Consider the following 26463-nt stretch of genomic DNA (forward strand, 5'->3'; position numbering starts at 1 on the left):
TCGCCCTGTTCGATGTCGGGCATTCAGAGCAGTGAGTTGAGGTCGGCAGCGTCCCGCAGGGCCCAGACCCGGCGGATCAAGGCATTGCCCTGCTCCGGGGTGCGGGCGCCGGAGAACTGCAGCAGGCGCTGGAACTTGTCTTCCAGCTCGGCCCGGGACAGGCCATTGCCCGGGTCACCCTTGGGCTCATCGATGGCGCCGTGCAGGGTGCGGCCGTCCACGCACTGCACCTCGACCCGGCCCAGCCAGCGCGCTGGATAGGCCGCATCGACTTCAGGGTCCAGCTGCATGCCGACCTTGTCGCGAAACGCCGCGACCCGGGGGTCGTTCAGCCCATGGCGCTGGAACTCCGGCAACCCGGCCTTGCCGTGCACGGCGATCAGGCCGAGCACGGTGCCCATGGAGAACTTGGCCTGGTGCACGGTCTGCGGCACCTGGACCCGGCCCAGCACATCGATGGCGCCCTGGTGCACCCGGGTCAGCACCCGGGCAATCTGCCCGTGCTCCAGGCCTTCGCGCTGCATCACCTCAAGCAAGGCATCGGCGGCGGGATGGGTGTGGCGGCACGAGGCGTGGAACTTGAACGAGGTTTCCAGCAGCGCCCAGCGGCTGCCCAGGCGGGCACTGAGCAGTGCCGGTTCGGCATCCCGGGACATGCCGGCGGCCATGCCCTGCTCGCCTTCGAGGATATTGCGCGCACCGCTCAGGCCGTCCCGGGTCAGGTAGGCAGCCAAAAGGCCATCGGCCGCGGCCTTGGCGGTGTGCAATTGCTTGGAGTCGGCGGCGTCGCGCAGAAACTCCCAGAGCCCGGCGGCCTGGGTCCCGGCGCTGCCCAGCAGGTTGATGAACTGCTCGCTGTCGAATTCCATCAGCTTGCCCACCGCCACCGCAGCGGCCAGGGTGCCGACGGTGGCCGTGGTGTGGAAGATCCGGTAGTGGGAACGGCCCATGAATTCGCCGATGCGGATCCCCGCCTCATAACCGGCCACCGCCGCCAGCAGCAGCTCGCGGCCGGACTTGCCCAGGTCCTGGGCCGCCGCCAGCGCCGCCGGAAACACCACGGTGGCCGGGTGCAGTACGGAGCTGTTGTGCAGGTCGTCCTGCTCCACCAGGTGCGACGAGGCAGCGTTGACCAGGGCGGCGAAATACGCCGAGCTGCCGGCCCCATTGACCAGGATGCGCGCCGGGCCACTGGCCGGGCCCATGTGCCGGGCATAGGCCTCGAACAAGGGGATCGGGTGCGCGCCCTGGGCCGCCAGGGCCGAGCCCAGCCAGTCGAGGAACAGCTCTTGGGTGCGCAGCAGGACGTTTTCCGGCAGGTCGGCGTAGCGCAGGCCGGCAAGGAACCCGGCCAGATCGTGGGTATGGCTCATGGGGGCTCCTTAGAAGCTGCGGGGCAGCTCCAGCAAATGCTCGGCGACGTAGGACAGGATCAGGTTGGTGGAGATCGGCGCCACCTGGTACAGCCGGGTCTCGCGGAATTTGCGCTCGACGTCGTACTCGCAGGCAAAGCCGAAGCCGCCGTGGGTCTGCAGGCAGGCGTTGGCCGCCTCCCAGGAAGCCTTGGCCGCCAGGTACTTGGCCATGTTGGCGCTGGCCCCGGCGTTGTGCCCGCTGTCGTATTCCTCGCAGGCGCGCCAGCGCATCAGGTCGGCGGCCTCGATCTCGATATGGGCCTCGGCAATCGGGAACTGCACGCCCTGGTTCTGGCCGATGGGCCGGCCGAACACCACCCGGTCGCGGGCATAGGCGCTGGCCTTGTCGATGAACCAGCGGCCATCGCCGATGCATTCGGCGGCGATCAGCGTGCGCTCGGCGTTGAGGCCGTCGAGGATGTACTTGAAGCCCTTGCCCTCCTCGCCGATCAGGCTGTCGGCGGGCAGCTCCAGGTTGTCGAAGAACAGCTCGTTGGTCTCGTGGTTGACCATGTTGGCAATGGGCTGCACGGTCAGGCCGTTGCCGATGGCCTGGCGCAGGTCCACCAGGAAGATCGACATGCCTTCGGACTTCTTGCGCACCTCGGCCAGTGGCGTGGTGCGGGCCAGCAGGATCATCAGGTCGGAATGCTGAATGCGCGAGATCCACACCTTCTGCCCGTTGATCACGTACTTGTCGCCGCGGCGGATGGCAGTGGTCTTGATCTTGGTGGTGTCGGTGCCGGTGGTGGGCTCGGTGACGCCCATCGATTGCAGGCGCAGTTCGCCGCTGGCGAGCTTGGGCAGGTAGTAGCGCTTCTGCGCCTGGCTGCCGTGGCGCAGCAGGGTGAACATGTTGTACATCTGCCCGTGCACGGTGCCGGAGTTGCCGCCGCAGCGGTTCACCTCTTCGAGGATCACCGAGGCTTCGGCCAGCCCCAGGCCGGAGCCGCCGTACTCGGCAGGGATCATCGCCGCCAGCCAGCCGGCCTCGGTCAGGGCCTTGACGAAGGCTTCCGGGAAGCCCTTGCGCTCATCGATGCCGCGCCAGTAGGCGGCGTCGAATTCGGCGCACAGAGCACGCACGCCTTCACGGATGGCATTGAGTTCTTCAGTGTCATGGGGGGTCATCAATCGGCACTCCGCCTTTGCTTATTGTTGGAATTCAGTCGAACTGCACTTCGCCGCGCTGGGCCAGCCCGGAGCCGTCGCCGGCCCACAGTTCGGCGTGGCCAGGGGCGCTGATGCGCCCGCCGACCTCGAAAGGCTGCGGGGCAATCAAGGGCCGCAGGCCGCGGTAGGCGAAATGGCGCAGGCGCGCCTCGGGGTGGGCCCGGCAGAAGGCCCCCAGGCTCAGGGTGGCGATCAGCGGGCCGTGCACCACCAGCCCCGAATAGCCCTCGGTGGCGGTGACGTAGGGATAGTCGTAGTGGATGCGATGGCCGTTGAAGGTCACCGCGCTGTAGCGAAACAGCAGGGTCGGCGTGGGCTCCACCGGCTCGCGCCAGTCGCCTTCGGGCAGCAGCTCGCCACTGCTCATTTTCGGCGGGGACGCTTCGCGGTAGACGATGTCCTGTTCTTCGCGCAGCGCCAGATGGCCGTCCTGAAAATATTCGTGGCACAGGGTGACGAACAGCAGCTTGCCGGTGCGCCCGGCCTTTTCCTCGACCTGGAGGATGGTACTGGTGCAACTGGCCTCGGCGCCGGCCCGCAGCGGCCGGTGAAACGCCAGGCGGCCACCGGCCCACATGCGGTTGCGGTTGGCCGCCGGCGGCAGGAAACCGCCCCGCGCCGGATGCCCGTCGCCGCCCAGGGCCGAGGCCGGCTGTGGCTGCTGGAAGAAACACCAGTGCCACAACGGCGGCAGGGCCTCGCCCGGGGCCGGGGCGGGCTGGCCGAACGTGGCGGCGATGCGGGCCAGCAGGTTATGGCTGAGGTGGTCGTCGATCCGCTGGCTGCGGCCGATCCAGGCGCTGGGGTCGGTGGCACTCATGGTGGCAGGGTCCTGTGGCACGAAGGTGATGGCGGCCATCATGCAAGGGGCTGCCGCGTATGGAGAATTTGCATTTCTATAAACCGGCGTTCGTTTATGCTGAACGCCATTCCCCCCTACCCCTGCCTTCAGGAGCCCGGACATGCATTTCGATCTGGCGGACCTGCGCCTGTTTATCCATATTGCCGAATCCCCCAGCCTGACCCAGGGCGCGCGCCGCGCCTTCCTCTCGCCAGCGGCCGCCAGCGCGCGGATCAAGGCCCTGGAAGGCCAGCTCGAAACCCGCCTGCTGTACCGCGACAGCCGTGGCGTGGAAGTCACCCCCGCCGGCGAACGGCTGCTGCAGCACGCGCGGCTGATCATGCGCCAGGTGGATTACCTGAAAAGCGAATTCACCCAGTACGGCGGTGATTCCTCCGGGCACATCCGCATCTTCGCCAACACCACGGCGGTCACCGAATTCTTGCCGGAAGTGCTGGCGAAATTTCTCTCGGTACGCCCGGGAGTCACGGTGGACCTGCAGGAGCGCCTGTCCCGGGACATCGTTCGCGGTGTGCTGGACGGCACCAGCGACATGGGCATCATCGCCGGCCCGGTGGAAGCCAGCGGCCTGCAGGTGCTGCACTTCAGCACCGACCATCTAGTGCTGATGGTGCCCGTGGGCCACCCGCTGTCGGGGCAGGCTTCGGTGACCCTGGAACAGACCCTGGCCTACCAGCACATCGGCCTGCATGAAGGCAGCACCCTCTTGACCTTCCTGCGCGAGCATGTGGAGCGCCTGGGCAAGCAACTCTCGCTGCGCATCCAGGTGTCGAGCTTCGAAGCGATCTGCCGCATGGTGGAAGCCGGGGTCGGCATCGGCATCATTCCCGAGTCCGCGGCCTTGCGGCACAGCCGCACCATGCAGCTGGTGACGGTGAAGCTGGATGAAAGCTGGGCCGTGCGCGAACGCAGCATCATCGTCCGCGAACTGGAGGCCCTGCCCGGCAGCGTGCGGGCGCTGATCGCGACGCTGATGCCGGCCAGCCAGGAACCTTCTATTGCGGGCAACCCTGGCTGATCCAGGCACTCAGTTCGTCGATCTGGGCCTGAGGCAGAAAGGGGCCGCCGGGGGGCATCTGGCCAAAATCCCCATCCGGCCCCCAGGGGGTGCCCGGGGTACCGCTCAGGGCATAAATCAGGTTGGAATGCGCGCCATCGCCTTTGACCAGGATAGGTACCGCCTGCCCTGTTTCCGGGTTTTGGATACCCGGCACATTACCGGTCACGAACGACTGGTAGGAGGTCTGCCAGAAGGCCCCGTGAGGCGCTCCGGAGATCGGCAGGTTGTTCTGCGCAACGAAGGCATCGAGCAGGTTCTGTACATCCTTGAAGGTGTTGAGTGCCATGACTATTTCCCTGTGCTAGATGGGGTGAACAATTGCAGATAACGCTGGCTGGCCGCTGCCGCCGACTCAGCCCCTGCCGTCTCGGGAGACCGAACGTTGCCGCCTTTGAGGATGAAACTGAAATCGAAGCCGGCCACCTGGGCATTGCCATGGCAACCCATGCAGCCTCCCATGTTTACCCCATGCACAGCGGCGGAACCGGCGGATTGGGCAAACACGTTCGGAGGGGGTGGCGCACCTGCGGCCTGGAAGGAAGTCGGAGCACCGTTAGCAGCAATCCGGCCCCTGAATTGCTGCAGGGTATAGTCCGTTTCAACCATGATATTGGCCTGGTAGTACACCGCGGCAGAGTGGTTGGGATCGGTTTTCGATAGCTGCGTGGTGTCGAACGGCTGGGCCTGGACCGAGACCAGCTTGTAGTACTGCCAGGGCGAATTCTTGACATTCTTGGCCTGGCTATAGCTCTGGATAGCCTGATGCGCCGCCTGATTGACCTGAATCACGTCAGCCGCAATCGGCTCATAGCGCTGGTTGATGCAGATCGGGCCGCCCGCCGGAGTCCCGCCTTTGGCAATCTCGCGCAGATACAGTTGCTTGCCGGGCTTGCAGAAGGCCCCCAGGGCCTTGACTTGAGGGTTGTTGGGGTCGTCCTGGTAACTCAGGCCGGGATTGGTGGGCATGGGGCCCGGCGCTGGATTGATGATGCGGCCGTTCTCATCCTCAAGCGGCTTGCCACTGGGCAGCAGGATGTTGTCGGCCTGTTCGAAGGTCGCGTAGATAAAACTCGGGGCCGTGGGGGTCTTCTGGATGATGTGCAACGCCACCATCGCCCATTGCGCCTCGAAATAGCAGGTGCCCTTGCCCGGTGGTTGCTCGTAGAAGCGCACCGTCTGCCTGTGGAATCGCGAGGGGTCCTCGCCGGGGCCCAGCTGGCGCCAGGCGGACTTGACCTCAATGGTGCCGTTGGGAAAGTTGACCCGCGGTGCGCTGGGGAAAGTCGGAGGTGTCTGCTTGACCGCGTTGAAGAAGTTCCGCGCGGCTTGTGCCAGCGCGGGGTTGGCGTACCAGAACTGGTTGGCGGCGACGTAGGTGTATTGCACCTGATTGGCCTTGGCCAGGAAGCGCACCAGCTGGGGGTTGGAATTGCCTCCGGTGGGAGTCGCCGGAACAACACCGGCATACATCTGGTCGAGGCCGATCTGGGTGCTTTCGTCGAGGTTGATCCAGGCCGGCAGTTTGGGTGCGATCTGGCCAGAGCAGGCAGGCACGGTAAAACTGTAGTCATAGGTTGGCGCAGTGCCATAACCATAACTGGGAGCGCCATCAGGCTTGTAGCCCGGGGGGCCGACGTTGGCACTGCCCTTGCCCGGAAAGATCTCAACCTTGCTTCGGTACGTATGCCACACCAGAGGCACGCCCTGGCTGCCGAAAGGCTGGCGGATATCGGGCACATCGCGCTGCCCGCCCAGGGCCGGCCAGTTGAGAGCGATGAACTCCTGCCAGGCGAAGGCCGCAGCCTGTGCCAACGTTGCCTGGGATGCCCCCCCGGGTATATCGGCGGGTACCTCGGGCGATACGGTTATCGACACCGGGGCGGCGTTCGAAACGCCGCCCAGAAGCGCCAGACCAACACTGATAGCAATGTAGGAAACCTGCCGCTGCAAACGATTCTTGTCTTGTTGATGCTCCATATCCTGACTCCTCCCTTGGCTGTTCGAGAGCGTAGATCAGCGCTCTCACGGCAACGCGCCAGGAAAAAGAACATTAGGCGCTAGCATTAATAGCCAAATGCCTGTACGCCAGCAGCGGTGGCGGCTTGAACGGGTCGTGACCGGTGATCGCCCTGGCCGGCAGCGCAAGCAGAGACATTGATGCCGATCAAGTGCCCGCCTCGCCAGCGGAGTAAACCTGAAGCCAATCAGGGCTGTGTGCGCAGCCCGCCCTTTGGCTCCGCGGAGACTTGACCATGCCCAGCACCGCTCTCGATACCCTCGCCCACCCGCCGTTCCCGGCGCAGCAAGGCCAATACTGGATCGACGCCCTGAACGATGGCAGCCATGTGCTGATCCGCCCGCTGCGGCCCCAGGACCGGGAGCGGGAAAAGGCCTTTATCGAAAACCTCTCCCCGGCCACCCGGCACCAGCGCTTTCTCGGTGAGATCAAGGAAGTGGGCGAGCAACTGCTCAATCAACTGATGGATGTCGGCACGCCGCAGCGGGTGGCTTATGTGGCCCTGGTCCACGACAACGGCGAACTGCGGGAAGTGGGGATCAGCCGCTACGCCCAGGTCGACGAGCAGCCCTCGCATTGCGAGTTCGCCGTGACCATCGCCGATGAGTGGCAAGGCAAGGGCCTCGGCGCGCTATTGATGCAGCACCTGATCGACGAAGCCCGCAACAACGGTTTCCAGCAGATGTACTCGGTGGATTCCGCCGCCAACTACAGCATGCGCCGCCTGGCAAAACAGCTGGGCATGCGCAGCGCCATCGACCCCGATGACGCCACCCAGGTGATCCACAGCCTGGCGCTGTAACGCCAGAGCGCTCCGCGCCTCGGCCCGAGGCGCGGCCGCATTGCCCGCAGAACCGCCCCGCCGCCGATACTGAAGTCAAGCCACAGCCGACAGGTGCTCGTAGAGAATTCTCGAGCCGACGATGATCAGCACCACCCCGCCCAGCACTTCGGCGCGCTGGCCCATCACCGTGCCAATGGCGCGGCCCAGCATCACTCCCAGGGTGACCATGGTCATGGTGGCCAGGCCGATGGCGCTGGCCGCGACCCAGATGTTGACGTTGACGAACGCCAGCCCCACCCCCACCGCCAGGGCATCGATGCTGGTGGCCAAGCCGGTCACCGCCAGCAGCCAGAAGCCGTGCTGGCGCGGTTTTTCTTCCTCGGCCTCAGCCTGCTGGCGGGTGCCGTTGTAGATCATGTGCAGGCCCAGCAACAGCAGCAGGCTGAAGGCGATCCAGTGGTCCCAGTTGGCCACCCATTGAGTCGCGGCCTGGCCGATGAACCAGCCCACCACCGGGGTGATGGCTTCAATGACGCCGAAGATCAGGCCGATGCGCAAAGCTTCCAGCAGGCGCGGCTTGAGCATGGCCGAACCCTTGCCCACCGCGGCGGCGAAGGCATCGGTGGACATGGCGAAGGCGAGAAAGATGATCGAGGCTGGGTTCACGTTGAGTCTTCCGGTCGGGCTTGAGTCCACGACATGCCCACGCGCCCGACTTCAGCGCAGGTATGTCGATGGTCTCACCAACCGAAACGGTGCCCGTACCACGGCAGGTTGCCGAGAATGTTGATACGGGCGCCACCGCAGGGCGCGGTGGCAGGCTACTCCCCAAAGAGGCGCGCAGCTTAGCCGGGCACATGTGAAAATTTCATCAGCACCGCGCCACGACAGCTGCTCGCACAGCGGCTAGCCTGTGCAATCCACCCGTTGATTCGTGGAGGTACCCCATGCAACTCCAGGGCTCCTGCCATTGCGGCGCCGTGCACTTCAGCCTGTCCAGCCGCCATCCCTATCCCTACCAGCGCTGCTACTGCTCGATCTGCCGCAAGACCCAGGGCGGTGGCGGCTACGCCATCAACCTGGGGGGCGATGCGGCCAGCCTCAAGGTACGCGGGCGCAAGCACATCGTCATCTACCATGCCCGGCTCAAGCCCGCCGGTGCCGCCCGGGCCCACAGCAGCAGCGCCGAACGGCACTTCTGCGGGCGCTGCGGCTCCGGGCTGTGGCTGTTCAGCCCGCAATGGCCGGAGCTGATCCACCCTTTTGCCTCGGCCATCGACACCCCGTTGCCGGTGCCGCCGCAACACACCCACCTGATGCTCGACTCCAGGGCGCCCTGGGTCGAGGTCGATGCCGGGGCGCACGACCTGCAGTTCGCCGAATACCCCGAGGAATCGATTGCCCAGTGGCACCAGCGCCTGGGGCTGGAGGCCTGAGCGCAACCGGGGCTTAACAGTCTTTGACAGTTTCCCGACAAAGCTGTCAAAGACTGCCACGCCCCCCTTCCCTAGCATCCGCTGATCCAATTGGCCCTCGGGTGCTGCATGTCCCGCAAACTTCTCGGCCTGCCGCTGGTGGGCCTGCTCTTGAGCAACCTCGGCTGCAACGGCCAGCCTCCAGCGCCGCCGCCCATCGCGCCCGGCGATTACGCCAGCATCATCGGCTACCTGAAGCAGTACATCCCGCAACAGATGGCCGAACATCAGGTGCCCGGGCTATCCATCGCCCTGGTGGACGGCCAGCAACTGATCTGGGCCCGGGGCTTTGGCTTCGCCGACCAGGCTCGGGGCCTGCAAGTGACCGAAAACACCGCGTTTCGCGCCGGTGCCCTGTCGCAATTGCTGACTGCCACGGCGGTGATGCAACTGGTGGAACAAGGGCGCCTGCAACTGGACGCGCCGCTGCAGAACACCCTCAGGGAGTTCTACGTCCGCTCGCGCTTCCACGAGGACCAGAACGCCGCCGACCGGGCCGTGACTCTGCGCCGCCTGCTCAGCCACCAGGGCGGCATTCCCAGCGAGTACCTGCGCGACGCACGCACCCCCAACGCCCTCGACGAACTGCCGGGAAAGCTCAGCGGGCTGTGGCTGAGCAACGCTCCGGGAACCCAGACCGCCTACTCCAACCTCGGTTATGCCCTGCTCGGGGCAGCGGTGGAGCGCAGCAGCGGCGTGGATTTCGAACAGCAGTTGCAGAAGAGCCTGCTGCGCCCACTGGGCATGAGCCAGTCGAGCTTTGTCGGGGACAGCCGCGCCCAGCCCTACCGGGCAAGAGGTTATGAAGACGGTGTCAGCAGCGACGCCCTGGTCCGCGACCTTTCCGCCCAGGGCCTGTGGAGCAGCCCGCGGGACCTGAGCCGCTATGTGCGCATGCTGTTCGCCCAGGGCCGGTACCAGGACCGCCAACTGCTCTCGGCGGCATCCATCGACGAAATGGTGCGCACGCAGAACGCCGGCAACCCGCTGGATTTCGACTGCCAGGTAGGCCTTGGCTGGTTCCTGTCGCCCTGCGGCGAGGAATGGGTCCGGCCAGATATGCGTACCTGGCAGCAAAGCGGTTTCGGCGAGGGCTTTCATGCCCGGATCAGCGTGCTGGCCGAGCAGCAGCTGGCGGTGATCGTGATGAGCAATTCCGACAGCGGCGAGGCCCTGGCCCAGCCCCTGGTGCCCCAGGTACTGCGCATGCTGCTGCAGGCCCACGGCGCCCCGCCACCGCCACCGCAACCGGCCACGGCCCCCCAGGCCCAGCAACGTCAGGTTCCGCAAGCGGCGGATCGCCGGCACCTGGCGGGCTTCTATGCCACCCGCTGGGGTGTGCTGCGGATCCGCGACCAGCACCAGCGCCTGTACGCCGAGCTGGCCGGCGAGCGCTACGAACTGCTGCGGGACGAACAGGGCTGGCTGCGGGTGCGCAAGAAGCGCCTCGGGCTCTGGCCCCAGGACCTGGGCCCGCTGGGGCAACTGCAACTGGACGTGATGCAGGTCCAGGGCCATCGGGTGTTCACCGCCAAGAGCCACGGCCAGTTGCTGGCGGTGGGAGAACGGATCGAGCCGGTGCCCCTGACGGACAACTGGCTGGCCACGGTCGGCACCTACCAGGCTCTGAGCGACGACCCCGGCGAACCGCCCATCAACGGCATGGACATCGCCCTGGAGGACGGCTTCCTGATGATCCGCAGCCTGCAGCAAGGCCGTCCCCTCACCGACTACATCCTCGCCCCGGTGGACAACGCCCACGCGGTGATCGCCGGCAACGGCCCGGGCCTGGGCGACACCGTGCGCCGCCAGGTCAACGGCGTGAACGTCCTGGGCTACTCATTCAAACGCACCTATAACGCCAACCACCTGAGGTTCTGACCCTTCATGAAAACCCTGAAACATTCCGCCACCACCGCCGCCTTGTGGGCCGGCACCCTGGGCCTGAGCACGGTCTGCGGCACGCTGCACGCCGAAGACTGGAAGTACGGCGTGCACGCCGGGGTGGCCAGCGTGCCGCGCTACAGCGGCAGTGACGAACGCGCCCTGGCGCCGATTCTCGGCGGCGAGATCATCAGCCCCTGGGGCGTGTTCCTCAATACCGACCAGGGCCTGGGCTGGGGCAACGAATGGGGCGACCTGTCGTTCAGTACCTGGGTCGGCCCGAGCGAATCGCGGCGCGACAAGAACCACCTGGGCCAGGGCTCCAAGCGCCTCAAGGGCATGGGTGAAATAAAGACCCGGGCGCAGTTCGGCGCGCACCTGGGCTATGACCTGGGGCCGTTCGAACTGGGCGCTACCCTGACCCACGCGGTGAAGAAGAACGATAACCGCGACACCGGCTCGGCCTACAGCGCACTGGAACTGAGCATTGGCAGCAACCTCTACCAGGGCCGCTTCGGCAGCCTGGATGCCAGCCTCAACAGCCTGTTCGGCAACGCCGACTACATGCAGACCTGGTACGGGGTGAGCGACACCCAGGCGGCCCACAGCCGCTTCGGCGCCTACCGGGCCAAGGGTGGACGGGTCAGCAGCGGCGCCGACCTGGCCTGGACCCTGCCCCTCAATGAGCAGACCAAGGTCTCGACCCTGCTGTCGATGAAGTACCTGAGCAAGGAAGCCGGCGACAGCCCGATCGTCGACCGGCGCATGCAGACCAGCATCGCCACTCAACTTGAGTACAGCTTCTAAGAAAGGGAACGCGCGGCCCGTGATCACGGGCCGCGTTGCTGCGCAGGTTCAGGGCTGCGCGCGAACCTCAGTCGAGGTGGGCCCAGGTCATGCGGAACGAGGCACCGCCCCACTCCGAATCCGCCACTTCGACCTTGCCGCCGTGCCATTGCGAGACCCGCCGCACCAGCGCCAGGCCCAGGCCGAAACCGCCGGTACGCCGGTCACGGCTGGCGTCGAGACGGGAAAACGGCTCGAAGATCTTCTCCCGGCCATCCACCGGCACCCCGGGACCATCATCGTTGACCCGCACTTCGTAGCCATGCTCCAGGCGCACCAGGGACACCTCGACCCGGCGGTCGGCGTAGCGGATGGCGTTGCGCAGCAGGTTGATCACTGCCCGGGCCATGAAGCGCGGTTCGATGCGCACGTACTCCACCTGGCAGGAACGGATCAGCAGTTGCACCCCGGCCGCCTCGGCCTCCAGGGCCACGCTGCCGACCACGCTGTCGAGCCAGCTCTGGGCCTGGATGTTTTCCCGGTTGATGGTGGCCGCGCCATGTTCCAGGCTGGCGTAGCTGAGGAGTTCGGAGACCATTTCCTCCAGCTCGCCGAGGTCGGCATACATGTCGGCGATCAACTCGCGGTTTTCATCCGGATCTGGTTGTTGCTGCAACTGGTCCAGCTCGAAGGACAGCCGGGCGATGGGCGTGCGCAGTTCGTGGGACACTGCGTTGGTCAACTCGCGCTGATTGGCGATCAGCCCCTCGATGCGCGCCGCCATGCGGTTGAAGTGCTGGGCCAGGTCGCGGATGTTGGAACGCCGCGACAGGTGCAGCCGGGTGCCCAGGTCGTTGTCGCCAAAACGTTCGGCGGCCAGGCGCAGGCGCTCCAGGTCGCGCCAGTGCGGGCGCACCCAGAAGTACAGGACGATGGCCAGCAGCGCGCCGAGCAAGGCATAGGCGGCGATGTTGTAGAGCAGGGTCAGGGGCGGGTCTTCCGGCAGCTTGATGCTCAACAGTTGCTTGCCACCGTCGATGCTGCCGATGAATTCGGTGAACTCCTCGCGCACCACCAACTGGTTGGAATCCAGCAGGGCCTGTTCGCGCACGCTCAGGTCCAGGTCGTCGGCCTGCACCAGTTTGAGCAGCAGCCCGTAGTGCGGCTTGAGCTGCTCCAGCTGCTGTTGACGCCCGGCCTCGTCGAACGGCCGCAACTGTTCGCTCAGGCTGTAGGCCGGCCCGCGCACCGCATCGCGGTTGTAGGACTCGATCAGGTCGGCGGCCAGGTAGTTGATGAAGATGTGTTGCACCGCGGTCATGGCCCCGGCGAAGCCCAGGGCCAGGAACAGGTAGAGCCCCAGAAACAGACGCAGCATTCAAACCTCCCAGGCGAACGGATTGAACAGGTAGCCCTTGCCCCACACGGTCTTGATGCACACCGGCTCGCGCGGGTTGTCCTTGAGCTTGCCCCGCAGCTTGCTGATGTAGACGTCGACACTGCGGTTGAGGCCGTCGAACTCGATGCCGCGCATGCGGTTGAGGATGTCGTCCCGGGACAGGGTCTTGCCCGGCGCGCTGGCCAGCAGCCAGAGCAGCTCGAATTCCATGGTGGTCAGTTCCACCGGCTCGCCCGCCAGGCGCACCTCGCGGCTGTTGCGGTCGATGCTCAGCACGCCGAATGCCAGGGCCCCGCGCAGGGTGGTGGTTTCCGGCACCTGGCGCCGTTGCAGGGCCCGCAGGCGCGCCAGCAGCACCGCCGGTTTTATAGGCTTGATCACGTAGTCATCGGCGCCGGATTCCAGGCCGAGAATGTGGTCCAGGTCGTCTTCCTTGGCGGTAAGGATGACGATGGGGGTGTCCGCCACGGCGCGGATCTCCCGGCACACGTGCAGGCCGCTCTGGCCGGGCAGCATCAGGTCGAGCACCACCAGTTTCGGTTTGAATTCGAGAAATGCCGCCAGGGCGGTATCGCCGCGGTGGACCGTCAGCACTTCAAAGCCGTGCTGGGACAGAAAATGCGCGATCAGCCCGGCGAGCTTCTCGTCATCTTCCACCAGCAACACCTTGCCAAGACCCAGGTTTTCCATATTTGCCAATCTGTGAACGCACAATTTGTGCGCGCGCATTATAGGGGGCAAGAGGTTAAGGAAAGGATAACGCAAGCCACAAAACCCGGGACTTGCAGCGGTTTTGCGCGATATTTCATTCTTTTAAGAGTTTTTAACAATTTGCCCCTGCTTTTACACAAGGGCAGTCGTTCACCAGGCCGGCACGCCACTGTGAAAACGGAACTCCGGATCCGGCGACTCGATCAGTTCCTGCTCCGCCGCCCGCACCCGGTCGATGACCTGGGCGATGTCCTTGGCGTCGCCATACTGATAGGCCAGCTTCAGGTAGCCCTGGTAGTGCCGGGCCTCGCTTTTGAGCAGGCCGAAGTAGAACTTGCCCAGTTCCTCGTCCAGGTGCGGCACCAGGGCTTCGAAACGCTCGCAGCTGCGGGCCTCGATAAAGGCGCCCACCACCAGGGTGTCCACCAGCTTCACCGGCTCGTGGCTGCGCACCACCTTGCGCAGGCCCGAGGCATAGCGCCCGGCATGCAACTGGCGCAGCTCGACCTTGCGTTTCTTCATCAGGCGCAGGACCTGCTCATGGTGCACCAGCTCTTCCCGGGCCAGGCGCGACATCATGTTGATCAGGTCGACATGGGCGTGGTACTTGGCGATCAGGCTCAAGGCGGTGCTGGCGGCCTTGAACTCGCAGTTCTTGTGGTCGATCAGCAGGGTTTCCTGGTCGGCCAGGGCCGCCTGGACCCAGGCGTCGGGCGTGCGGCAGCCAAGAAAGTCGGGAATTTCAGGAAAGTTCATCGGCGCATTTCCGAACAATCAGCCACCACCGCAAAGCGGCAGGCAGCACTATCAGTGATCGTTAACATGAGGCTCACGGGACAAAAGGCTTCATAGCGAAAGGCCGGCGATTATACCGGCCGGGCCGCAGACCACCAGCGGCCGCGATTGATATGCATCAACATCCGGCCCGGGCGCCAGCAACTATAGTTGTGCACGCTAGGGTCTGTTCCCGTTTGGTGACGAGCCGCGTTGCTGGGCCAAACGGGAACAGACCCTAACCGTTCATCCCTTCCTGGAGATCCCGATCATGCAAAGCATCCGCAGTATCCTGGTGGTCATCGATCCCACGCCCGGCGAAAGCCTTGCCCTCAAGCGCGCCAAGCTGATTGCCGGGGTCACCCAGGCCCACCTGCACCTGCTGGTCTGCGACAGAAAGCACGAGCATTCGGCGCTGCTGAGCGTACTCAAGAGCAGCCTCACCGGCGAAGGCTACAGCGTCACCACCGAGCAGGCCTGGAACGAAAGCCTGCACGAAACCATCATCGATGTGCAGCAGGCCGAGGGCTGCGGCCTGGTGATCAAGCAGCACCTGCCGGACGCCCCGCTGAAGAAAGCCCTGCTGACCCCGGCGGACTGGAAACTGCTGCGCTACTGCCCGACCCCGGTGCTGCTGGTCAAGACCGCCACGCCCTGGGTCGGCGGCGTGGTGATGGCCGCCATCGACGTCGGCAACATGGACGGCGAGCACCGGGCCTTGCACGCCAGTATCGTCGACCACGGCTTCGATATCGCCAGCCTGGCCAAGGCCCAGTTGCATGTGATCAGCGCTCACCCGTCGCCGATGCTGTCGGCCGCCGACCCGGTGTTCCAGCTCAAGGAAACCATCGAGGCGCGCTATCGCGAGCAGTGCAAGGCGTTCCAGGCCGAGTTCGACATCGACGACGCCCACCTGCATATCGAGGAAGGCCCGGCCGATGTGCTGATTCCCCACCTGGCCCACAAGCTTGGCGCCGTGCTGACCATCATCGGCACCGTGGCCCGCACCGGGATTTCCGGGGCACTGATCGGCAACACCGCCGAAGTGGTGCTCGACTCCCTGGACAGCGACGTGCTGGTGCTCAAGCCGGCGGACATCATGGATCACCTGGAAGAGCTGGCGGCCAAGGCTTGAGCCCCCTCCCCGCAACGCCATCGCGTAATCTGCGCCGTCCATGACGGCGCTTTCGCCGACAAGCCAGTCCTACAGAGCCCGATCAACCTCACCCTGTAGGAGCCGGCTTGCCGGCGAAGAGGCCCACAAGCCTTGCACCGCCCTGGCGGCCGTCTTCGCTGGCAAGCCAGCTCCTACAGAGCCCAGGCACATCCCGGAGCCCCACCCCGTAGGAGCCGGCTTGCCGGCGAAGAGGCCTACAAGCCTTGCACCGCCCTGGCGGCCGTCTTCGCTGGCAAGCCAGCTCCTACAGAGCCCGATCAACCTCAGTAAATAGCAAAGCGAAGCACACAGACGAGGGCATCCTTGAGAAAGCCGGGGGCGATGTAGCGCTGGTAGTGGGCTTCGGACAGCAGGAAGAATTCCCGATCAATGGCGTCGCGCAACTCCGGCAGGGCCCAGTCGCGAAACTCAGGCAGCAGCACCATTCCATAGGCATCGAGTTGGTTGATCACTCGCGCGCCGCGGGCAATCAGCTGGTAGGCCCAGCAATACTCGGACTGATGGGGCACGAAGCGGATCTTGCGCTGCTCCAGTTGCTCGCGCAGGCGCACCGGATCGAAGACTTCCAGCTTGGCCGCCATCACCTGCACCAGCAGGTGCTCAAGACGCAGCCAGACCGCGCGTTTTTCCTCCTCGTTGTAACCATTCCAGTTGATCACTTCATGGTGGAAACGCTTGCAGCCACGGCATACCAGATCGCCGTAAACCGTGGAACAGAGGCCGACGCAGGGGGTCTTGATGGTCTGATTGGGCATAGATAGACAACGCACGCAAAAGCAAAACAGTGGGCAATGTTAGCCCTTTGTCTAAGATTGATCACCCCTCAAACTTCAATACAGCAACTTACGTTGAGGCTTTTTTTACCGTAGAATCAGCCAGCCTTTTTAGGCGCCAATGTCCGTTTGAAGCTGTTTTCAAAGCGTCACGAGCACAGTCGTTCCTTCAGAGCGGTGTTGGCGAGGGGTTTTTCCAGCGGGGAAAAACCCAACGCCAACCCTCATCAGCTCCCCGTTCTGCAGGCGTAAAACTTTGAAAGCAGCTTCTGTAAGGAATTGTCGGTAATTCTGGCTAAGTGGCCCACAACGCCACGCAGCGCATGAGTACGGCAATTTCGGGATGAGCGTCCCGGACACCCATTTGGGACCACTGATGAGGGTAATAACTGTGCTTGAAGCCTACCGCAAACATATCGAAGAGCGTGCAGCACTGGGTATCGTTCCCCAGCCGCTTAACGCCGAACAAACTGCAGGCCTGGTCGAGCTGCTGAAGAATCCCCCGGCTGGCGAAGAAGCTTTCCTCGTTGACCTGATCACCAATCGCGTTCCACCAGGAGTCGACGAAGCCGCCTACGTCAAGGCCGGTTTCCTCTCCGCGCTGGCCAAAGGCGAAGCCTCCTCCCCTCTGATCGACAAGAAGCGCGCCGTTGAACTGCTGGGCACCATGCAGGGCGGCTACAACATCGTGACCCTGGTGAACCTGCTGGACGACGCCGAACTGGCGCCAGTGGCCGCCGCTCAACTCAAGCACACCCTGCTGATGTTCGACGCCTTCCACGACGTCGCGGAAAAAGCCAAGAACGGCAACGTTCACGCCCAAGGCGTACTGCAATCCTGGGCCGACGGCGAGTGGTTCAAGAATCGCCCGGTACTGGCCGACAAGATCAGCCTGCGGGTGTTCAAGGTCACCGGCGAAACCAACACCGACGACCTCTCCCCTGCTCCTGATGCCTGGTCCCGCCCGGACATCCCGCTGCACGCCCTGGCCATGCTGAAAATGGCCCGTGACGGCATCGTTCCGGACGAGCAAGGCAAGACCGGCCCGATGAAGCAGATCGAAGAAATGCGCGGTCAAGGCTTCCCGATCGCCTACGTCGGTGACGTGGTCGGTACCGGTTCCTCGCGTAAATCGGCCACCAACTCGGTACTGTGGTTCTTCGGCGACGACGTGCCTTATGTTCCGAACAAGCGTGCCGGCGGCTTCTGCTTCGGCAGCAAGATCGCCCCGATCTTCTACAACACCATGGAAGACGCCGGCGCCCTGCCGATCGAATTCGACGTGTCGAAGATGAACATGGGCGACGTGATCGACCTGTACCCGCACGCAGGCAAAGTCTGCAAGCACGGTACCGACGAAGTCCTGGCCACCTTCGAAATGAAGACCCCGGTCCTGCTCGACGAAGTCCGTGCCGGCGGCCGTATCCCGCTGATCATCGGCCGTGGCCTGACCGAGAAGGCTCGCGCCGAACTGGGCCTGCCTGCGTTCGACCTGTTCAAGAAGCCCGAAGCCCCTGTTGAAAGCACCAAGGGCTTCACCCTGGCGCAGAAGATGGTCGGCAAGGCCTGCGGCCTGGCAGAAGACAAAGGCGTTCGTCCTGGCACCTACTGCGAACCGAAGATGACCACCGTGGGTTCCCAGGACACCACAGGTCCAATGACCCGTGACGAACTGAAAGACCTGGCGTGCCTGGGCTTCTCCGCTGACCTGGTGATGCAGTCCTTCTGCCACACCGCGGCGTATCCGAAGCCGATCGACGTGACCACCCACCACACCCTGCCTGACTTCATCATGACCCGCGGCGGCGTTTCCCTGCGTCCGGGCGACGGCATCATCCACTCGTGGCTGAACCGCATGCTGCTGCCGGACACCGTCGGTACCGGTGGTGACTCCCACACCCGTTTCCCGATGGGCATCTCGTTCCCGGCCGGTTCCGGCCTGGTGGCGTTCGCCGCTGCCACCGGCGTCATGCCGCTGGACATGCCGGAATCGATCCTGGTGCGCTTCAAGGGCAAAATGAAACCTGGCATCACCCTGCGTGACCTGGTCCATGCCATTCCTTACTTCGCCATCCAGAACGGCCTGCTGACCGTCGAGAAGAAAGGCAAGAAAAACGCCTTCTCCGGCCGCATCCTGGAAATCGAAGGCCTGGAAGGCCTGACCCTGGAGCAGGCGTTCGAACTGTCCGACGCCTCGGCCGAACGTTCGGCTGCCGGTTGCACCATCAAGCTGTCGAAAGAGTCGATCACCGAGTACCTGCAGTCCAACATCACCCTGCTGCGCTGGATGATCGGCGAAGGCTACGGTGACGCACGTACCCTGGAACGTCGCGCTCAAGCGATGGAAGCCTGGATCGCCAACCCGCAACTGATGGAAGCCGATGCCGACGCCGAATACGCCGAAATCATCGAAATCGACCTGGCCGACATCAGCGAGCCGGTACTGTGCGCGCCGAACGACCCGGACGACGCCCGTCTGCTGTCCAGCGTTGCTGGCGAGAAGATCGACGAAGTGTTCATCGGTTCGTGCATGACCAACATCGGTCACTTCCGCGCTGCCGGTAAACTGCTGGATCAGGTCAAGGGCCAGCTGCCAACCCGTCTGTGGCTGTCGCCGCCGACCAAGATGGACGCTCACCAACTGACCGAAGAAGGCTACTACGGCATCTACGGCAAGGCCGGCGCACGCATGGAAATGCCGGGCTGCTCGCTGTGCATGGGTAACCAGGCACGCGTCGAGCCGAACAGCACCGTGGTCTCGACCTCGACCCGTAACTTCCCGAACCGTCTGGGCGATGGCGCCAACGTCTACCTGGCTTCGGCCGAGCTGGCGTCGGTGGCTTCGATCCTGGGTCGCCTGCCGACCGTCGAGGAGTACATGGAATACGCTGGCAAGATCGACAGCATGGCGGCCGATATCTACCGCTACCTGTCCTTCGACCAGATCGCGGAGTTCCGTGAAGCGGCTGCCAACGCCAACATCCCGGTGGTGCAAGCCTAAGGCTGTAGCGTTGTAAGAAGGAACGCCGCGTATTCCACGATACGCGGCGTTTTTTTATGCCTGGGAAATAGCCCCGGCCTTCCAGCCCCGCAGGCTCTCCTGCAGCGTGTCGTCGACGCTGGTGCCGCTGAGCAGCACCTGGTACTCGCGGCTCGACGGCAGCAGTGCCAGGGCGTCCTTGGCCTCGTGCTTGAGCCTCGCCAGGGCCAGGTGCTTGTGCTCCAGGCTGACCTGGCGGAAGAACTCGTCCAGGGCCTCGATGCTGGTGCCGTCCAGGTCCGGGGACTCCTCCAGGCTGAGGATGATGCTGTGGATCGGCGCCTGCACATGGCGTATCAGGCGCAGGGCGCCGCCGAGGATGCGTTCGGCGTTGGCGAAGAACAGCGCCTCCCCCGGCCGCAGGATCAGCACGCCGGGCACCTGCCGGGCCTGAGGATGACGGCTGAGATCGACAAAGTCGTGGCCGCTGCCCAGTTGCCCGAGGATCTGGATATCCGCCGCCGACATCTGCCGCAGCAGCAACAGGATGCTGATACCCACTGACAGCAGCAGCCCGTCCAGCACCCCCAGCACCAGCACCGCGCTGACCGCGCAGATCACCAGCACCCGGTCACGCCGCCAGATGAAGTAGCGCCCCAGGGGTTGCAGGCTCAGGCCATGGCCCAGGGCGTACATGACAATCGCCGCCAGCACCGGCTCCGGGGTCAGGGCGATATAGGGCAGCACGGTCAGCACGATGAGCAGCATCACCGCCGCCGCGGTCAGCCCTGCCAGGCGCGAGCGCGCCCCGGCCGCTTCATTGGCGGAGGTGGCCGAGTAGCCGGCCCCCGCGGGCATGCCATGGAACAGCCCCGAGAGCAGATTGGAAGCGCCCAGGGCCAGCAGGTCGCGGTTGGAGGAAACCCGGTCGCCATGCTTCAGGGCAAAGGAGCTGATGGAACCATAGGATTCGGCATACAGGATCATCACCAGGGCGAACGCCAGCTCCCCCAGGCGCAGCCAGTCGGCAAAAGGCAGTTGTGGCAGGCTCGGCACCTCCAGCTTGAGTTCGATGACCCCGATCAGGTCGACGCCATGGGCCGGCAGGTTGAACCACTGGCCGGCGCCAATGCCGATCACCACCGCCACCAGCCCGCCGGGCACATAGGGAATTCGCGAGCAGATCCCCAGCACCAGCAGCGCCACCGCCGCCACCGCGGCGCCGGCCCAGTTCCATTGCGGCCACTGCTCCAGCAACTGCGGCAGGAAGCGCACCAGGTTACCGGTGCTCAGGTGCACCCCGACCACGGTGGCGAACTGCTTGAGGACAATGGTCAACGCCAGGCCGAAGGCAAAGCCGCGCAGCACCGGCTTGGCAATGAAGGCGGTCACGCCCCCCAGGCGGAACAGCCCGGCCAGGAGGAAGAACACCCCAGTGAGCAGCACCAGGGCAAAGGCCAGGCTCAGGCGCAGCTGGGCGTCGCCACCGGCCAGGGACAGGGTGGCCGCCGCCAGCACCGCGGCCGACGATGAAGTGGCAGAAACAATGGCAAAGCGGCTGGTGCCCAACAGGCCGTAGCACAGCAACCCGGCAAACAGGGCAATGACCCCGGCCTGGGGCGGCAAGGCGGCGATGCTGGAATAGGCTACGGCTTCCGGCAATAACAGGCCGGCAATGGATAGGCCGGCCAGCAGGTCGCGGGGGCGCTTGGGTGCAGCGGTTGGGTGGGTCAGGGGTTCAGTGGCCAATCGGGTTCATCCGTGACAACGCAAAATCCAGATTCAGGGGGTGTCGCCCAACGGAATAAACATGTTTGGGCAGGCTTGCAGCCAGAGGGGCGGGAATGGCCACGGGCGGGTTCCTGGCAGCAATAAGAGCACCAGCTTAGCCCTTTATTCAAGGCAGCAAACAATCCTGATCAATGCCTTGAACGACAACGCCGCCGGTACAGTGAAGTACCGACGGCGTTGTGTGCAGCAGCGGGTTCGCCAGGGAGGCGTCCGCGCACCTTGCAGTTGGCTTGCGGGCCTCTTCGCCGGCAAACCGGCTCCTACCGGAAGGCTGTCAGGACGCCAGGGAGTACACCAGGGCAGTAATGGCCACCAGGCCCACCAGGGTCACGAAGACGTTGGAAGCCTGGCCGCGGTAGCGGGCCATGGCCGGAACCTTGCGGATGGCGTACATCGGCATCAGGAACAGGATCGCCGCGATCACCGGGCCGCCCATGGTCTCGATCATCGTCAGGATGCTCGGGTTGAGGGTGGCCACGGCCCAGCAGATCACCAGCATGAAGGCGGCGGTGAGGCGGTCCAGGGTTTTCGTGCCCGGGCGCCGGCCGCTCTTGCCGATCAGGCCCTTGAGGCCTTCGCTGGCACCGATGTAGTGGCCCAGGAAGGACTTGGCAATGGCCACGAAGGCAATCAACGGCGCGGCAAAGGCGATGGTCGGGTTCTGGAAATGGTTGGCCAGGTAGGACAGGATCGACAGGTTCTGCGCCTTGGCTTCCGCCAGCTGCGCCGGGTTCAGGGTCAGTACGCAGCTGAAGACGAAGAACAGCACCATGCCCACCATCAGCAGGTGGGCGCGGGAGAGTATCTGCGAGCTGCGCTCTTCGGCGTGCACGCCATAGCGGCGCTTCTGGTCCACGGCAAAGGCCGAGATGATCGGCGAATGGTTGAACGAGAAGACCATCACCGGAATCGCCAGCCACAGGGTATGCAGGAAGGCCGAAGGCGCCGGGACATCGCTGACGGTGGCGAGGATGCCGCCATTCCAGTGCGGGATCAGGAACACCGCGAGGAACAGCAGGGCCACGATGAACGGGTAGACCATCAGGCTCATGGCCTTGACGATCACCTGCTCGCCGCAACGCACCACCACCAGCAGGCCGAAGATCAGCACCAGGGCCAGGATCGCCCGCGGTGGCGGCGCGATGTGCAGTTGGTTGGTCATGAAGCTGTCGACGGTGTTGGTCAGGGCCACGCTGTAGATCAGCAGGATCGGGAAGATCGCCAAAAAGTACAGCAAGGTGATCAGGGCACCGGCGGTGAGGCCGAAATGCTCTTCCACCACGTCAGTGATGTCCGCGCCGTCACGCCCGGAAAGCACGAAGCGGGTCAGGCCGCGGTGTGCATAGAAGGTCATGGGGAAGGCCAGCAGCGCCAGGATCAACAGCGGCCAGAAACCGCCGATGCCGGCATTGATGGGCAGAAACAGGGTACCGGCACCGATGGCCGTGCCAAACAGGCCGAGCATCCAGGTGGTGTCTTGGCGGTTCCAGCGGGTCAGGGTCGCTGGGGCCGCGGTTTCAAAGCGTTGATCAACGCTGTTGGCCTGATCATTCATCCGGTGGGATCTCCACATTCCGGTCGTTTGCCATTCACCCGGGCGTATCGGAGTACCCGACAGGCAGTGCCCGAGCGAAAAGAGGGGGCGCGATTGTCCGGGATTCCAAGGGCGCTGCATAGACTCAGCTGAGGAACGGTTTATGCGCTGCAGGTATTTTTTCGTTTGATGGGAAAGCGTCTGGCCCGGCCCTCTCCCGCTCAATCCGGGTTCCGCAGGAGCTGGCTTGCCAGCGAAGTTGCCCGCCTGAAGACGCCATTCGCTGGCAAGCCGGCCCCTAGCGGGCCGCGTTGACAAGCCTCACGGGCAGGCGGCATGATCGGACCCCATGAATATCTACGCGCTGAACCCTACCTCCACCACCACGACTGCCTCCGGCGGGTCGTGTGGTGGCTGTGCGGGATGACACAAGCACAGTAGAACCAAGGCCCCGCCAGCAATGGACGGGGCCTTTTGTTTCTCCGTCCAGCTGGCACTACAAGGAGAGACAAGATGCCTTTATCCAACGCCAAGCGTGCCCTGTTGGTGATCGACATGCAGGTCGGGTTGTTCAATGGACCGGACAAGCCCTACAAGCGCGAGCAGGTCCTGGAAAACATCAACCAACTGATCCGCCGCGCCCGCCAGGCCGGGGCGCCGATCTTCGCCGTGCGCCATACCGGCCCCGCCGAATCCCCGATTGCCGCTGGCAGCCCCTTCTGGCAACTGCTGCCGACCCTGGAAGTGGATGAAGAGCTGGACTGCGTACTGGACAAGACCCGCCCCAGTTGCTTTGTCGGCACCGGGCTGGCCGAGCGCCTGCAGGAGGCCCAGGTCAATGAACTGGTGATCGCCGGCATGAAGACCCAGTACTGCGTCGATACCACCTGCCGCGCCGCCGGCGACCTGGGCTTTGCCGCCGTACTGGTAGAGGACGCCCACACCTGCATGGACACGCCGCTGATCGGGGCAAGAACCATCATCGCCCACCATAACGCCACCCTGAACGGCCCCTTCGTGCGCCTGGCCACGACCGCCGACGTAACCTTCTGACCCCATCGTCCCCACACCGCCCCGGGCACGCCGAACATGGCGTGATGCCCCCGGGAACGGTGCCGGCGAGCATTGCCAAAATCCCTCGCAACCCGCACCCTTGAGCCTTCGCCCCTGCCCGTATGGAACCCTCCATGAGCGCCACGACGATCGCCGGCTGCCTCCTCTACAGCCTTGATCCACCTTCCCTCGCCCGCTTCTATGCCGAACTGCTGGGCTGGCCCATCACCGAACAGCAAGCCGACTACCAGCAACTGGCCCACCAGGGCTTCGAGCTGACCCTGGTCCAGGTGCCGCCAGCGATTGCTGCGCGCATCGTCCTCCAGGAACCGCCGCTGCCCCGCAGCGATTGCGCCTGCAAGCCGCTGTTCCAGGTAGACGACCTGGCCCGGGCCCGACAGCGCGCTGCCAAGGCCGGTGGCCGGGTGTACGAAGCCGAGCGCGAATGGCAATTCAAGGACGCCCGGGCCTGCGACGGCATCGACCCGGAAGGCAACATCTTTCAATTGCGCCAACCCCTGCCCCGCTAACCCACGAGGAGTCCGCCATGCGCGCCACCGTTCTGGTCCTGGTTGAAAACGTCAACGCCTACCTGCCGCACCTCGAAGACCTGGGTTTCAGGCTGATCCTGGCGCCCACCCCACAGACCCGGGCCCAGGCGATCCGGGACCACGCCGGGCAGATCGATGCGGTGCTGACCCGTGGTCCCCTGGGGCTGAGCGCGGCGGAAATCGCCGCCCTGCCCCGATTGCAGATCATCTGCGTGATCGGCGCCGGCTATGAGCAAGTGGACCTGCAAGCGGCGAGCAATCGCAGGATCGCGGTAACCAATGGTGCCGGGGTCAACGCCTCGTCCGTGGCCGATCATGCCCTGGCCCTGCTGCTGGCCCTGGTGCGCGGCATTCCCCAGTCCGACGCCGCGGTACGCCAGGGGCACTGGCCGAAGGTGCTGCGCCCGTCCCTGGCCGGCATGCGCCTGGGGGTGCTCGGCCTCGGCGCCGTGGGCCAGGCCATCGCCCGGCGCTGCGCCCTGGGTTTCGACATGCCGGTGAGCTACCACAGCCGCCAGCCACGCCCCGACCAGCCCTACCGCTTCTGCCCGACCCTGGTGGAACTGGCCCGGGACTCGGACGTCCTGGTGATTGCCACCCCGGGCGGCGCCGACACCCGGCACCTGGTGGACCAGCCGGTGCTGGAAGCCCTTGGCCCCGAAGGTTTCCTGGTGAACATCGCCCGGGCCAGCGTGGTGGACACCAACGCCCTGCTGCAGGCCCTGCAGCAGCGGCGGATTGCCGGCGCGGCCCTGGATGTGTTCGATGACGAACCCCAAGTCCCGGATGCCCTCAAGGTGCTCGACAACGTGGTGCTCACGCCCCACGTCGCCGGCCTTTCGCCCCAGGCCAGCCGCGATACCGTGGCGATGGTCGGCCAGAACCTGCTGGCTCACTTCGAAGGCCGGCCACTGCTGACCCCGCTGGCCCTGCCGGCACCGAACTGACCCAGCCCCGAGTCAACGCCTATGCTCGTGGGGCGGACAACCTCTGTGCCTGCATGGCTCCTGCGGGGGCTTGGTCTCATCGGGTCGTAGACACACGGGGCTAAATTCAAACGCTTGTATCAAAAGCAATGATTGTCCGGCAACACGCGCACCTATAAAGGCCCGCCGCGATTGTGAGGGGCCGGTAGGCGCATTAGATTAGCCAATAATCTCTGGCCTCCAGAATAAGCAGAAGGGATAAGCATGGCGCTTACAGACCAGTCCACCCGCACTCGCTCCGGCGAGGAACTCGATGCCAACCTGATCGACCCGTACCTCAAGGCGCACATTCCCGGCCTGAGCGGTACGCCGCAGATCAGCCAGTTCCCGGGCGGTGCCTCGAACCTCACCTACCTGCTGGAATACCCCGGGCAGGAGTTTGTCCTGCGTCGCCCGCCCTTCGGCCACAAGGCCAAGTCGGCCCACGACATGGGCCGCGAGTTCCGCATTCTCAACCAGCTCAAGGACGGTTTCCCCTACTGCCCCAAAGCCTACGTGCACTGCACCGACGAGTCGGTGATCGGCGCCGAGTTCTATGTCATGGAACGGGTCAAGGGCATCATCCTGCGCTCCGACCTGCCGCCGGAGCTGGGCCTGGATGCCGGTCAGACCGAGGCGCTGTGCAAGAGCTTCATCGATCGTTTCGTCGAGCTGCACCGGGTCGACTACAGCGCCTGCGGCCTGGGTGACCTGGGCAAGCCCGAAGGCTATGTGCAACGCCAGATCAAGGGCTGGAGCGACCGCTACGAGAAGGCCCTGACCCCGGACGCGCCGCACTGGGAAAAGGTCAAGGCCTGGCTCAACGAGAAGATGCCCGCCGACCACCCGACCTCTAGCATCGTGCACAACGACTACCGCTTCGACAACGTGATCCTCGACCCACAGAACCCGATGCAGATCATCGGCGTGCTGGACTGGGAGCTGACCACCCTGGGCGACCCGCTGATGGACCTGGGCAACACCCTGGCCTACTGGATCGAGGCCGGCGACCCGGCGCCGGTGCAACTGATGCGCCGCCAGCCGAGCAACGCCCCGGGCATGCTCACCCGCCAGCAGTTCGTCGACTACTACGCCGAGCGCGCGGGAATCGAAATCGGCAACTTCGACTTCTACTACACCTACGGCCTGTTCCGCCTGGCCGGCATCGTGCAGCAGATCTACTACCGCTTCTACCATGGCCAGACCCAGGACAAACGCTTCGCGCAGTTCATTCACATGAACAAACTGCTGGAGCAGATGAGCCTGCAGGTCATTCACAAATCCAGCCTCTGACCGCGC

The 26463-nt window shown here is 64.7% G+C and carries 23 protein-coding genes and 1 riboswitch; of the genes, 11 read left to right on the forward strand and 12 right to left on the reverse strand.

Annotated features, from left to right (window positions below; all coding sequences use genetic code 11):
• Positions 1 to 23: 23 nt before the first annotated feature.
• The 3 genes from BM382_RS05260 to BM382_RS05270 are packed head-to-tail and all read right to left on the reverse strand — an operon-like array spanning position 24 to position 3408.
• Positions 24 to 1373 (reverse strand): MmgE/PrpD family protein, encoded by a 1350-nt coding sequence (locus tag BM382_RS05260; protein ID WP_072442174.1) that lies wholly within the window; start codon positions 1371 to 1373, stop codon positions 24 to 26.
• Positions 1374 to 1382: 9 nt separating this feature from the next.
• Positions 1383 to 2546: an acyl-CoA dehydrogenase family protein gene (locus BM382_RS05265; protein ID WP_072442177.1), complete on the reverse strand. Its 1164-nt coding sequence runs from the start codon at positions 2544 to 2546 to the stop codon at positions 1383 to 1385.
• A 34-nt stretch (positions 2547 to 2580) separates the two neighbouring features.
• Positions 2581 to 3408, reverse strand: coding sequence for an HTD2 family dehydratase (locus tag BM382_RS05270; RefSeq protein WP_072442445.1), 828 nt, complete (start codon positions 3406 to 3408; stop codon positions 2581 to 2583).
• Between the two features lie 142 nt (positions 3409 to 3550).
• Here BM382_RS05270 and BM382_RS05275 point away from each other — a divergent pair, with 142 nt between their 5' ends.
• The gene (locus tag BM382_RS05275) at positions 3551 to 4468 is read left to right on the forward strand and encodes a LysR family transcriptional regulator (RefSeq protein ID WP_011060942.1); all 918 of its coding nucleotides are present in this window, start codon (positions 3551 to 3553) and stop codon (positions 4466 to 4468) included.
• Here BM382_RS05275 and BM382_RS05280 read toward each other — a convergent pair.
• Together BM382_RS05280 and BM382_RS05285 are read right to left on the reverse strand one after the other, a co-directional pair.
• Positions 4446 to 4796, reverse strand: coding sequence for a hypothetical protein (locus BM382_RS05280; protein WP_011060941.1), 351 nt, complete (start codon positions 4794 to 4796; stop codon positions 4446 to 4448). The two genes, BM382_RS05275 and BM382_RS05280, sit on opposite strands and share 23 nt — an antisense overlap.
• 2 nt (positions 4797 to 4798) lie before the next feature.
• Positions 4799 to 6487: a hypothetical protein gene (locus tag BM382_RS05285; protein ID WP_072442178.1), complete on the reverse strand. Its 1689-nt coding sequence runs from the start codon at positions 6485 to 6487 to the stop codon at positions 4799 to 4801.
• 275 nt (positions 6488 to 6762) lie between these two features.
• On the opposite strand from BM382_RS05285, the gene BM382_RS05290 reads away from it, so the two are divergent.
• Complete coding sequence (locus BM382_RS05290) at positions 6763 to 7329, forward strand: GNAT family N-acetyltransferase (protein WP_011060939.1); 567 nt, start codon at positions 6763 to 6765, stop codon at positions 7327 to 7329.
• A gap of 75 nt (positions 7330 to 7404) precedes the next feature.
• Here BM382_RS05290 and mntP read toward each other — a convergent pair whose 3' ends face one another.
• Entirely contained in the window at positions 7405 to 7977 is a 573-nt protein-coding gene (gene mntP / locus BM382_RS05295; protein WP_011060938.1) for a manganese efflux pump MntP, read from the reverse strand.
• A 5-nt stretch (positions 7978 to 7982) separates the two neighbouring features.
• A riboswitch (yybP-ykoY riboswitch) is annotated at positions 7983 to 8148 on the reverse strand.
• 110 nt (positions 8149 to 8258) lie between these two features.
• On the opposite strand from mntP, the gene BM382_RS05300 reads away from it, so the two are divergent.
• The 3 genes from BM382_RS05300 (at position 8259) to BM382_RS05310 (ending at position 11477) form a co-directional block, all read left to right on the forward strand.
• Positions 8259 to 8747, forward strand: coding sequence for a GFA family protein (locus BM382_RS05300; RefSeq protein WP_011060937.1), 489 nt, complete (start codon positions 8259 to 8261; stop codon positions 8745 to 8747).
• A 108-nt stretch (positions 8748 to 8855) separates the two neighbouring features.
• On the forward strand, positions 8856 to 10667 hold the full coding sequence (locus tag BM382_RS05305; protein WP_072442180.1) for a serine hydrolase domain-containing protein: 1812 nt from the start codon (positions 8856 to 8858) through the stop codon (positions 10665 to 10667).
• 6 nt (positions 10668 to 10673) lie between these two features.
• Positions 10674 to 11477 carry a MipA/OmpV family protein gene (locus tag BM382_RS05310; RefSeq protein WP_072442183.1) on the forward strand — a complete coding sequence of 268 codons (804 nt, stop codon included), beginning with the start codon at positions 10674 to 10676 and terminating at the stop codon, positions 11475 to 11477.
• Positions 11478 to 11544: 67 nt separating this feature from the next.
• Here BM382_RS05310 and BM382_RS05315 read toward each other — a convergent pair whose 3' ends face one another.
• From BM382_RS05315 to miaE, 3 genes are all read right to left on the reverse strand, one after another.
• Positions 11545 to 12834 carry an ATP-binding protein gene (locus BM382_RS05315; protein WP_011060934.1) on the reverse strand — a complete coding sequence of 430 codons (1290 nt, stop codon included), beginning with the start codon at positions 12832 to 12834 and terminating at the stop codon, positions 11545 to 11547.
• The gene (locus BM382_RS05320) at positions 12835 to 13545 is read right to left on the reverse strand and encodes a winged helix-turn-helix domain-containing protein (protein WP_011060933.1); all 711 of its coding nucleotides are present in this window, start codon (positions 13543 to 13545) and stop codon (positions 12835 to 12837) included.
• Between the two features lie 171 nt (positions 13546 to 13716).
• A complete protein-coding gene (miaE, locus tag BM382_RS05325) occupies positions 13717 to 14322 on the reverse strand; it encodes a MiaE family protein (protein ID WP_011060932.1) in 606 nt (201 codons plus the stop codon).
• A gap of 289 nt (positions 14323 to 14611) precedes the next feature.
• On the opposite strand from miaE, the gene BM382_RS05330 reads away from it, so the two are divergent.
• A complete protein-coding gene (locus BM382_RS05330) occupies positions 14612 to 15475 on the forward strand; it encodes a universal stress protein (protein ID WP_011060931.1) in 864 nt (287 codons plus the stop codon).
• Positions 15476 to 15780: 305 nt separating this feature from the next.
• On the opposite strand, the gene BM382_RS05335 is transcribed toward BM382_RS05330, so the two are convergent.
• Positions 15781 to 16272: a DUF1289 domain-containing protein gene (locus tag BM382_RS05335; protein WP_093508653.1), complete on the reverse strand. Its 492-nt coding sequence runs from the start codon at positions 16270 to 16272 to the stop codon at positions 15781 to 15783.
• 409 nt (positions 16273 to 16681) lie between these two features.
• Between BM382_RS05335 and acnB the strand changes: the two genes are divergently transcribed.
• On the forward strand, positions 16682 to 19291 hold the full coding sequence (gene acnB / locus BM382_RS05340) for a bifunctional aconitate hydratase 2/2-methylisocitrate dehydratase (RefSeq protein WP_072442185.1): 2610 nt from the start codon (positions 16682 to 16684) through the stop codon (positions 19289 to 19291).
• A 54-nt stretch (positions 19292 to 19345) separates the two neighbouring features.
• Here the strand turns inward: acnB and BM382_RS05345 are convergent, their stop codons facing one another.
• Both BM382_RS05345 and BM382_RS05350 read right to left on the reverse strand, forming a co-directional pair.
• Positions 19346 to 21019, reverse strand: a complete 1674-nt coding sequence (locus BM382_RS05345) for a SulP family inorganic anion transporter (RefSeq protein ID WP_072442187.1) — start codon at positions 21017 to 21019, stop codon at positions 19346 to 19348.
• A 316-nt stretch (positions 21020 to 21335) separates the two neighbouring features.
• Positions 21336 to 22616 carry a serine/threonine transporter gene (locus tag BM382_RS05350; RefSeq protein ID WP_072442189.1) on the reverse strand — a complete coding sequence of 427 codons (1281 nt, stop codon included), beginning with the start codon at positions 22614 to 22616 and terminating at the stop codon, positions 21336 to 21338.
• A gap of 492 nt (positions 22617 to 23108) precedes the next feature.
• On the opposite strand from BM382_RS05350, the gene BM382_RS05355 reads away from it, so the two are divergent.
• The 4 genes from BM382_RS05355 to BM382_RS05370 all read left to right on the forward strand — a co-directional run bounded on the left by BM382_RS05355 (position 23109) and on the right by BM382_RS05370 (position 26457).
• A complete protein-coding gene (locus BM382_RS05355; RefSeq protein WP_019094302.1) occupies positions 23109 to 23648 on the forward strand; it encodes a cysteine hydrolase family protein in 540 nt (179 codons plus the stop codon).
• A gap of 134 nt (positions 23649 to 23782) precedes the next feature.
• The gene (locus BM382_RS05360) at positions 23783 to 24178 is read left to right on the forward strand and encodes a VOC family protein (protein WP_019094301.1); all 396 of its coding nucleotides are present in this window, start codon (positions 23783 to 23785) and stop codon (positions 24176 to 24178) included.
• Between the two features lie 17 nt (positions 24179 to 24195).
• Complete coding sequence (locus tag BM382_RS05365) at positions 24196 to 25146, forward strand: 2-hydroxyacid dehydrogenase (RefSeq protein WP_011060924.1); 951 nt, start codon at positions 24196 to 24198, stop codon at positions 25144 to 25146.
• A gap of 243 nt (positions 25147 to 25389) precedes the next feature.
• On the forward strand, positions 25390 to 26457 hold the full coding sequence (locus BM382_RS05370) for a phosphotransferase family protein (RefSeq protein WP_011060923.1): 1068 nt from the start codon (positions 25390 to 25392) through the stop codon (positions 26455 to 26457).
• Positions 26458 to 26463 lie beyond the last annotated feature (6 nt).

This window comes from Pseudomonas sp. NFPP25 (assembly GCF_900116505.1).
Taxonomy (GTDB): domain Bacteria; phylum Pseudomonadota; class Gammaproteobacteria; order Pseudomonadales; family Pseudomonadaceae; genus Aquipseudomonas; species Aquipseudomonas protegens.

Bases quoted from the DNA above. Each gene is read 5' to 3' on its own strand.
- BM382_RS05260 (WP_072442174.1), bottom strand. From the start codon at position 1,373: ATGAGCCATACCCACGATCTGGCCGGGTTCCTTGCCGGCCTGCGCTAC.
- BM382_RS05265 (WP_072442177.1), bottom strand. From the start codon at position 2,546: ATGACCCCCCATGACACTGAAGAACTCAATGCCATCCGTGAAGGCGTG.
- BM382_RS05270 (WP_072442445.1), bottom strand. From the start codon at position 3,408: ATGAGTGCCACCGACCCCAGCGCCTGGATCGGCCGCAGCCAGCGGATC.
- BM382_RS05275 (WP_011060942.1), top strand. From the start codon at position 3,551: ATGCATTTCGATCTGGCGGACCTGCGCCTGTTTATCCATATTGCCGAA.
- BM382_RS05280 (WP_011060941.1), bottom strand. From the start codon at position 4,796: ATGGCACTCAACACCTTCAAGGATGTACAGAACCTGCTCGATGCCTTC.
- BM382_RS05285 (WP_072442178.1), bottom strand. From the start codon at position 6,487: ATGGAGCATCAACAAGACAAGAATCGTTTGCAGCGGCAGGTTTCCTAC.
- BM382_RS05290 (WP_011060939.1), top strand. From the start codon at position 6,763: ATGCCCAGCACCGCTCTCGATACCCTCGCCCACCCGCCGTTCCCGGCG.
- BM382_RS05300 (WP_011060937.1), top strand. From the start codon at position 8,259: ATGCAACTCCAGGGCTCCTGCCATTGCGGCGCCGTGCACTTCAGCCTG.
- BM382_RS05305 (WP_072442180.1), top strand. From the start codon at position 8,856: ATGTCCCGCAAACTTCTCGGCCTGCCGCTGGTGGGCCTGCTCTTGAGC.
- BM382_RS05310 (WP_072442183.1), top strand. From the start codon at position 10,674: ATGAAAACCCTGAAACATTCCGCCACCACCGCCGCCTTGTGGGCCGGC.
- BM382_RS05315 (WP_011060934.1), bottom strand. From the start codon at position 12,834: ATGCTGCGTCTGTTTCTGGGGCTCTACCTGTTCCTGGCCCTGGGCTTC.
- BM382_RS05320 (WP_011060933.1), bottom strand. From the start codon at position 13,545: ATGGAAAACCTGGGTCTTGGCAAGGTGTTGCTGGTGGAAGATGACGAG.
- miaE (WP_011060932.1), bottom strand. From the start codon at position 14,322: ATGAACTTTCCTGAAATTCCCGACTTTCTTGGCTGCCGCACGCCCGAC.
- BM382_RS05330 (WP_011060931.1), top strand. From the start codon at position 14,612: ATGCAAAGCATCCGCAGTATCCTGGTGGTCATCGATCCCACGCCCGGC.
- BM382_RS05335 (WP_093508653.1), bottom strand. From the start codon at position 16,272: ATGCCCAATCAGACCATCAAGACCCCCTGCGTCGGCCTCTGTTCCACG.
- BM382_RS05350 (WP_072442189.1), bottom strand. From the start codon at position 22,616: ATGAATGATCAGGCCAACAGCGTTGATCAACGCTTTGAAACCGCGGCC.
- BM382_RS05355 (WP_019094302.1), top strand. From the start codon at position 23,109: ATGCCTTTATCCAACGCCAAGCGTGCCCTGTTGGTGATCGACATGCAG.
- BM382_RS05360 (WP_019094301.1), top strand. From the start codon at position 23,783: ATGAGCGCCACGACGATCGCCGGCTGCCTCCTCTACAGCCTTGATCCA.
- BM382_RS05365 (WP_011060924.1), top strand. From the start codon at position 24,196: ATGCGCGCCACCGTTCTGGTCCTGGTTGAAAACGTCAACGCCTACCTG.
- BM382_RS05370 (WP_011060923.1), top strand. From the start codon at position 25,390: ATGGCGCTTACAGACCAGTCCACCCGCACTCGCTCCGGCGAGGAACTC.